Raw genomic sequence first — 7,581 nt, forward strand, 5'->3', positions numbered from 1 at the left:
CGGATGGGGCAGCACGCCGAACCCCGAATCCCCACAGGCCGTAGATTCCGATGACTTCGGATCGACCCCCTTTTTGCGTAATTGCGAGCGGAGCGAAGCAATCCAGGGCGGTTACCGCCTGCTCTGGATTGCCGCGCGGCTGCGCCGCTCGCGGGTAACGGTCCCTTGACGGCATCATGCCATAGCAATGCGACTGCCTTGCTCTTCACGGAAGGGCATTCACCCTCGGACTCGCTCCACTGACAAAAAACTGTAATCTTCCCGTCAACTGATTGTCACCGATCGGCCCTAGGGCGATTCGCGTGCCGCAGATTCAGCCTCGGGGGGACAAAGGGATTTCATGGCGATGGTGATGCCCGGATCGGCCTTGCGGCTGCCGCGCGCGTTTCCCGCGTGGCTGCGCGGCAGCCGGCGTTCGCCGCGCGCGCTGGCGCCGACGCTGCTCGTCGGCCTGCTCGGCGCGCTGCTCGTGCTGCAGGCCGTGCGCCTGCTGTGGGCGCTGATCGTGCCGCTGGCGCCGCTCGGCGCGTGGCAGCCGCAGACCGCGGCGATCGCGTCGCCCGCCGAACGGCGCGCGCTGTTCGCGGGCTTCGATCCCTTCTTCCGCACCGCGGCGCAGGGACCGGCGAGCGCGACCGTCACCGCGCTCGGGCTGACCCTCCACGGCGTCAATATCAACGAGGCGACCGGCGGCGGCTCGGCGATCATCGCGGGCGAGGACGGCGTGCAGGCGAGCTATGCGGTCGGCGACGAGATCGCACCGGGGGTGACGCTCGCGGGCGTCGCCTTCGACCATGTCGTGCTCGACCGAGATGGTGCGCGCGAAAGTCTCTTCCTCGACCAGAGCGGCGAGGCGCCGGTCGCCAGTCCCGCATCGCCGCTTCCCGCGCCGACCCCTGAGCCTGCGACTCCCGCCGCCGGCGGCGAACTCTCGCCCGCCGCGTTGAAGGCGGGGGTCGCCTTCGCGCCGCGCAGCGAGGGCGGACGCATCACCGGCCTCGTCGTTCAGCCGCAGGGCGACGGCACCGCCTTCCGCGCCGCGGGCTTGCGCCCCGGCGACGTCATCCGATCGGTCGGCGGCCGGCCGATCGCATCCGCGGGCGACGCCGCCGCGCTCGCGGGCCAGCTCACGCCGGGCGCGCGCCTGTCGCTCGAGGTCGAGCGCGGCGCGAGCGTCGTCCCCATCGCCCTCTTCCTGTCAAAGCCGTAGGTTCATGCGCTTCAAACTTTCCCTGATGCTGGCCGTCGCGCTCGTTTCCGCCGCACCGGCCCCCGCGTCGGCCCAATATACACTCAACGTCCGCGACGCCGACATCCGCGCCTTCATCCAGGACGCGGCGCGCATCACCGGGCGCACCTTCGTCATCGACGGGCGCGTCAACGGAAAGGTGTCGGTCGTCACCGACCGGCCGCTGTCGCGCAGCGAATATTTCGAGATATTCCTCGCCACCCTGCGCTCGAACGGGCTGGTCGCGGTGCCGGGCCCGAACGGCAGCTACCGCATCCAGCCGATCGACGGCGCCGCGGCGCAGCCCGGTCGCATCGGCAGCGACCGCGCGGCGCAGAACCAGTTCGTGACCGAGATCATCCGCCTGCGCCACATCGATGCGGTCGCGGCGGTCGAAACGCTGCGCCCGCTGGTCAGCGCGCAGGGGTCGCTGACCGCGAACCGCAACGCCAACAGCCTCGTCGTCGCCGATTTTGCCGACAATATCCGCCGCATCCGCGCGCTCGCCGCCAGCATCGACCGCGACAGCTCGACCAGCGAGATCGTGTCGCTGAAGAATGCCGGCGCGCGAGAGATCGCCGCGGCCCTGCAGGCGCTGGTGCCCGCGGCCGGGGAGGGGGCTCAGGCGCCGCTCGCGGTCGTCCCCATCGACAGCAGCAACGCCATCGCGCTGCGCGGCGACCAGGCGATGGTCGCGCGCTTCGTCCAGATGGCGCGCGACCTCGACCAGAAGGCGGCGGGCGGCACCGAATTGCGCGTCTATTGGCTCGAACATGCGAATGCCGAGACGCTGCTTCCGACCTTGCAGCAGCTTGTCGGTGGCGGCAGCGACCCGGCGCAGAAGGCGGGGCTTCCCCCTGCATCCTCCTCCTTCGGATCGGCGGGCGAGGGTGGGGCCGCGCCCGCCGCGGCGCCGGCCGCCGCGTCCGCCAGCGTCGGCGGATCGGGCGGCAGCATCGCGACGCGCGGACCCGCGATCGTCACCCGCTACGAAGGCGCGAACGCGATCATCGTCGCCGCCAATTCCGACGTGCAGCGCATGCTCGGCGAACTGATCCGCCAGCTCGACGCACGGCGCGAGCAGGTGCTGGTCGAGGCGGTGGTGGTCGAGATCGGCGACGATGCGGCGAAGCGGCTCGGCGTCCAGTTCCTGCTCGGCGGCAAGAATATCCCGTTCGCCGCGACCAATTACAGCAATGCGGTGCCGAACATCCTGACGATCGGCGGCGCCTATGCGGCCAACCGGCTGACCCAGGAAACGACGACGGTCAACGGCACCACCACCGTCACCCAGACGACGAGCGCGCTGGGCAACAGCCTGCAGGAAGCGGCGGCGGCCTCGATCCTCCAGGCGACCGGCGGCTTCGGCGGTTTCGCGGGGGATATCGGCAAGAATACCGTGTTCGGCACGATCATCAACGCGGTGCGGTCGGACACGAGTTCGAACCTGCTGGCGACGCCGCATATCGTGACGCTCGACAATCAGGCGGCGAAATTCCTCGTCGGGCAGGAGGTGCCGATCACCACCGGCGAGGCGCTCAGCGACAATTTCGACAACGCCTTCCGCACCGTCCAGCGCGAGGAGGTCGGCATCAAGCTGGAGGTCACGCCGCAGGTCAACGCGGCGGGCGAGGTCAAGCTGTTCGTGCGGCAGGAGGTGTCGAGCGTCGCCGGCCCGGTATCGTCGCGCAACAGCGACCTGATCCTCAACAAGCGCTATTTCGAAACGACGCTGACCGTCGACGACGGACAGATACTGGCGATCGGCGGCCTGCTCAACGACGACGAGCGGCGGACGATCGAGCGCGTGCCGCTGCTCAGCGACATTCCGCTGATCGGCGAGCTGTTCAAGTCGCGCACCCGCAGCCGCGCCAAGACCAACCTGATGGTGTTCATCCGCCCGACCGTGCTGCGCAGCCGCGAGGACAATGCCGCGCTCACCGCGCGCCGCTACGGCTTCATCCGCGATGCCCAGCTTCGCCGCAATCCCGATGCCGAGCCGGCGATCGATGCGCTGGTGCGCGACTATCTGGGCACGGTGCCGCCGCTGCCGAGCGCGCCGACCGCCGCCGACACCACCGTCGGCCCGGTCGACCTTCCCGCGCTGCGCGGCGCCGACGGCACCGTCACGCCGACCGAGGTGCCGCCGTCGGTCGGGGACGCGCCGCGGCCGGGGGGAGGGGATCGGTGAACGCCGCCGAACCGGCCATGCCCCCTGCGGCGCCGGTCGATATCCCCTATGGCTTCGCGCGCGCGCACGGCGTCGTCATCGCGCCGGGCGAGGACGGTGTGTGGCTGGCGACGCTGCGCGAGGGCAGCGATCCCGCGGTGCTGATCGAGGTCAGGCGCCACCTCGCGGCGCCGCTGCGCATCGCCACCGCGCCGCCTGCCGATTTCGACCGCCTGCTGTCCGATCATTATGCCGTCGACGCGTCGGCCGCGGCGATGGCGGGGTCGCTCGAAGGCGGCGACATCGACCTGATCGCGGGCGGCCTGCCGAGCGCCGAGGACCTGCTCGACAGCGCCGACGACGCCCCCGCGATCCGCCTGATCAACGCGATCATCGCCGAAGCGGTGCGGCAGGGGGTCAGCGACATCCATGTCGAGCCCTATGAAAGCGGCCTCGTCGTGCGGATGCGCACCGACGGGGTGCTGCGCGAGCATCTGCGCATGCCGCCGCACGTCGCGCCGGTGGTCGTCAGCCGCATCAAGGTGATGGCGCGCCTCGACATCGCGGAGCGCCGGGTGCCGCAGGACGGGCGCATCGCGCTGACGCTCGCGGGCAAGGCGGTCGACGTGCGCGTCTCGACCCTGCCGAGCCGCGCCGGGGAGCGCGTGGTGATGCGCATCCTCGACAAGGACACGGCGGGGATCGACTTCGACGTCCTCGGCCTGACGGGCGAGGCCGACCGCATATTGCGCGAGGCGCTCGCCGAACCGAACGGCATCATCCTCGTCACCGGGCCCACCGGGTCGGGCAAGACGACGACGCTCTATGCGGCGCTGAAGCAGTTGAACGACGGGCAGCGGAATATCCTGACCGTCGAGGACCCCGTCGAATATGCCGTCGACGGCGTCGGCCAGACGCAGGTGAACCCGAAGGTCGGGCTCGATTTCGCGGCGGGGCTGCGCGCGATCCTGCGCCAGGACCCCGACGTCGTGATGGTCGGCGAAATCCGCGACCGCGAGACCGCCGACATCGCGGTGCAGGCGTCGCTGACCGGCCACCTCGTGCTGTCGACCGTCCACACCAACGACGCGGTGGGCGCGATCACCCGCCTCAAGGATTTGAAGGTCGAGCCCTTCCTGCTCGCCTCGACGCTGCGCGCAGTGCTGGCGCAGCGGCTGGTCCGCAAGCTCTGCGACCATTGCCGCGAGCCGGTGCAGGCCGACAACGGCATCGCCGCGGTGCTCGGGCTCGACATCGGCACGGTGATCTGGCGCCCGAAAGGGTGCGAGGCGTGCGGCCACAGCGGCTTCAAGGGCCGCATCGGCGTGTTCGAGGCGATCCGGGTCGACGAAACGATCCGCCGCTTCATCTACGCCGGCGGCGACGAGACGATGATTGCCAAGCATGCTTTCCTGAAAGCCCCGACGCTCGCCAGTGCGGCGCGCGCGATGGTCGCGAAGGGGCTGACCACGCCCGAGGAGGCGATCCGCATCGCGCGGCGCGAGGATGTCGATGCCTGACTATCGCTATGTGGCGATCGACCCGCGCGGGCGCGAGCGCCGCGGGCGCCTGCGCGCCGCGAACGACGATGCCGCGCGCGCCGACCTGACCGCGCGCCGCTTCCACATCGTCGCGGTGGAAGAGGCGGGGGCGCGGCCGGCCGGCCGTTCGCTGTTTCTCGCGCGGCGCCGCGAGCGCCTGACCGCGAGGGACCTCGCGCTGTTCACGCGCCAGCTGGCGACGCTGGCCGAGGTCGCGCCGCTCGAAGAGGCGCTGCGCACGCTGGGTCGTCAGAGCGAAGCGGAAAGCGCGCGCGCGGTGATCGGCGACGTCCACGCCGGGCTGCTCGAAGGTCGCCGCCTCGCCGACGCGATGGCGCGCCAGCCGCGCAGCTTTCCGCCGCTTTACCGCGCAATGGTCGCGGCGGGGGAGACGACCGGCAGCCTGACGCTGATCCTCGCGCGGCTCGCCGACCTGCTCGAACGCCAGGCCGAGGTGCGCGGCAAGCTGATCGCGGCGCTCGCCTATCCGATCGTGCTCGCCATCGTCGCGGTCGGGGTCGTCGCGGCGCTGATGATCTTCGTCGTCCCGCGCGTCGTCGAACAGTTCACCGACGTCGGGCAGCAGCTTCCCTTCCTGACCCGCGCGGTGATCGCGATCTCGGGCTTCCTCGCGGGCTGGTGGTGGCTGATCGCGCTGCTGCTCGCCGCGGCCGCCTTCGGCTGGACGACGGCGATGCGCCGCCCGGCGTTCAAGGCGCGGGTCGATGCGCGGCTTCTGCGTCTGCCTTTGCTCGGACGGCTGCTGCGCGACCTGTACGCCGCCCGCTTCGCGCGCACCCTCGCGACGATGGTGTCGAGCCGGCTGCCGCTGGTCGAGGGGCTGCGGCTGACGGTGCCGACGATTCGCAACGCCGCGCTCGCCGCCGCGACCGCGGGGCTCGTCGATCAGGTGCGCGCCGGCGGCAGCCTGTCGTCGGCACTCCGCGATGCGGGGGTGTTCCCGCCGCTGCTCGTCTACATGACCGCGAGCGGCGAAAGCGCGGGGCGGCTGGAGGCGATGCTCGAACGCGCCGCCGATTATCTGGAGCGCGAGTTCGACCGCTTCACGGCGGCGTCGATGGCGTTACTCGAACCTGTCATAATTGTCGTTATGGGGTCGTGCGTCGCCTTGATCATCCTCTCCATCCTGCTTCCGATCCTCCAGTTGCAGAACCTTGCGGGGCTATAATAGATGTCGCTGATGCAGCTTTTCCTTCGCCTGATGCTCGATCCCTCGCGCCACGCCGTTCGGCGCCGCCGCCGCAAAGGCGAACGCGGCTTCACCCTGACCGAACTGATGGTGGTGATCTTCATCATCGGGCTGCTCGCGACGGTGGTGATGATCAACGTGCTGCCGAGCCAGGACAAGGCGATGGTGACCAAGGCAAAGGCCGATATCGCCACGTTGGAAAATGCGCTCGAACAATATCGCCTCGACAATCTCACCTATCCGGCGACCAGCGACGGGCTGAACGCGCTCGTCACCGCGCCGCCCTCGCTCGGCCAGCCCGAACGCTACCGTCGCGGCGGCTATATCAAGAAGCTGCCGAGCGATCCGTGGGGACGGCCCTATAATTATCAGGCGCCCGCCGCGAACGGAAAGGCGTTCGACGTCTGGTCGCTCGGCGCCGACGGCGCGCCGGGCGGGACCGACGAAAATGCCGATATCCGCGGAGACAGCTAAGGCCACGGCACGGCTTCGCGGCGCCGGCGATCGGGGATTCACGCTCGTCGAACTGATGGTGGTGCTGGCGATCCTCGCACTGGCCGCCACCGCGGTCGTGCTCACCATTCCCGGTGAGGAGCGCGGGCTGCGCAGCGAGGCCGACCGGCTCGCGGCGCGGCTTGCCGCCGCGCGCGACGTCGCGGTGATCGAGGGGCGCAGCGTCGCGGTCGATTTCGCGCCCTCGGGCTATGGCTTCGCGCGCCGCGTCGACGGCGCGTGGCAGCCGCTTCTCGGCCGCGGGTTCGAGCGGCGGAACTGGCCGCACGGGACAGCGTTCGCGACCGGGGAAGGACAGGCGGTCGCGCGCATCCTTTTCGACCGCGTCGGCACCAGCCCGACGCCGCAGGCGCTGCGGCTGTCGAGCGGCGATGCGCGCGCGGTGATCCGCGTCTCGGCGACGGGGGAGATCGGCCGTGACGAATAGGCGGAACCATTCCCTGGCGAAAGCCGGGGTCCACGACATCGAGCGCGGCTCGCCGCCGCTCTGGGCCCCGGCGTCCGCCGGGGCGCGATCAAGGGCCGATGATCGCGGCTTCACTTTGCTCGAGATGCTCGTCGCGCTCAGCATCATCAGCATCGCGGCGCTGACGCTGGTGCGGCTCGACGCCTATGCGGTCCGCTCGGCGGGCGACCTCGACGAGCGGACGGTCGCGGGCATCGTCGCGCAGAATCGCGCGGTCGAAATCTGGACCGACTCCGTGCCGCCGACGATCGGCGCCAGCGCGGTCGGCGTTGCCAACGCCGGCCGCAACTGGCGCATCGAACAGCGCGTCGCGCGCACCGCCGACGATAGTCTGCTGCGCATCGACCTGATCGTGCGCCCCGAAAGCGGTCGCGGTCAGGCGGCGCTGACGATCGTCAGGTCGTCGCGGTGAGGAAGGGTCTGGAGCATAGAGCCTTAAATCGGCCCCATCGT

Annotated in this window: 7 protein-coding genes; all 7 read left to right on the forward strand. The window is 70.5% G+C overall.

Annotated features, from left to right (window positions below):
* Positions 1-340 precede the first annotated feature (340 nt).
* From SGR02S_RS18245 to gspI, 7 genes are read left to right on the forward strand one after another with little or no spacing between them, the layout of a single operon-like run.
* Positions 341-1,210 (forward strand): type II secretion system protein N, encoded by an 870-nt coding sequence (locus tag SGR02S_RS18245; protein WP_067113413.1) that lies wholly within the window; start codon positions 341-343, stop codon positions 1,208-1,210.
* A 4-nt stretch (positions 1,211-1,214) separates the two neighbouring features.
* Positions 1,215-3,419, forward strand: a complete 2,205-nt coding sequence (gene gspD, locus SGR02S_RS18250) for a type II secretion system secretin GspD (RefSeq protein WP_067113416.1) — start codon at positions 1,215-1,217, stop codon at positions 3,417-3,419.
* Positions 3,420-3,436: 17 nt separating this feature from the next.
* Entirely contained in the window at positions 3,437-4,918 is a 1,482-nt protein-coding gene (gene gspE, locus SGR02S_RS18255; protein ID WP_067113423.1) for a type II secretion system ATPase GspE, read from the forward strand.
* A complete protein-coding gene (gene gspF / locus SGR02S_RS18260) occupies positions 4,911-6,128 on the forward strand; it encodes a type II secretion system inner membrane protein GspF (protein WP_067113421.1) in 1,218 nt (405 codons plus the stop codon). Before gspE ends, gspF begins: the two co-directional genes overlap by 8 nt.
* Positions 6,129-6,140: 12 nt before the next feature.
* The gene (gspG, locus tag SGR02S_RS18265; RefSeq protein ID WP_067113426.1) at positions 6,141-6,623 is read left to right on the forward strand and encodes a type II secretion system major pseudopilin GspG; all 483 of its coding nucleotides are present in this window, start codon (positions 6,141-6,143) and stop codon (positions 6,621-6,623) included.
* Positions 6,598-7,089 carry a GspH/FimT family pseudopilin gene (locus SGR02S_RS18270; protein WP_067113419.1) on the forward strand — a complete coding sequence of 164 codons (492 nt, stop codon included), beginning with the start codon at positions 6,598-6,600 and terminating at the stop codon, positions 7,087-7,089. The genes gspG and SGR02S_RS18270 overlap by 26 nt, the downstream gene beginning before the upstream one ends.
* Positions 7,079-7,540, forward strand: a complete 462-nt coding sequence (gene gspI, locus SGR02S_RS18275) for a type II secretion system minor pseudopilin GspI (protein ID WP_255211522.1) — start codon at positions 7,079-7,081, stop codon at positions 7,538-7,540. The genes SGR02S_RS18270 and gspI overlap by 11 nt, the downstream gene beginning before the upstream one ends.
* The last annotated feature ends 41 nt before the right edge of the window (positions 7,541-7,581 follow it).

The sequence above is a fragment of the Sphingopyxis granuli NBRC 100800 genome (assembly GCF_001591045.1).
Taxonomy (GTDB): domain Bacteria; phylum Pseudomonadota; class Alphaproteobacteria; order Sphingomonadales; family Sphingomonadaceae; genus Sphingopyxis; species Sphingopyxis granuli.

Excerpts from the sequence above, each read along its gene's own strand:
- SGR02S_RS18245 (WP_067113413.1), top strand. The coding sequence starts at position 341 with ATGGCGATGGTGATGCCCGGATCGGCCTTGCGGCTGCCGCGCGCGTTT.
- gspD (WP_067113416.1), top strand. The coding sequence starts at position 1,215 with ATGCGCTTCAAACTTTCCCTGATGCTGGCCGTCGCGCTCGTTTCCGCC.
- gspE (WP_067113423.1), top strand. The coding sequence starts at position 3,437 with ATGCCCCCTGCGGCGCCGGTCGATATCCCCTATGGCTTCGCGCGCGCG.
- gspF (WP_067113421.1), top strand. The coding sequence starts at position 4,911 with ATGCCTGACTATCGCTATGTGGCGATCGACCCGCGCGGGCGCGAGCGC.
- gspG (WP_067113426.1), top strand. The coding sequence starts at position 6,141 with ATGCAGCTTTTCCTTCGCCTGATGCTCGATCCCTCGCGCCACGCCGTT.
- SGR02S_RS18270 (WP_067113419.1), top strand. The coding sequence starts at position 6,598 with ATGCCGATATCCGCGGAGACAGCTAAGGCCACGGCACGGCTTCGCGGC.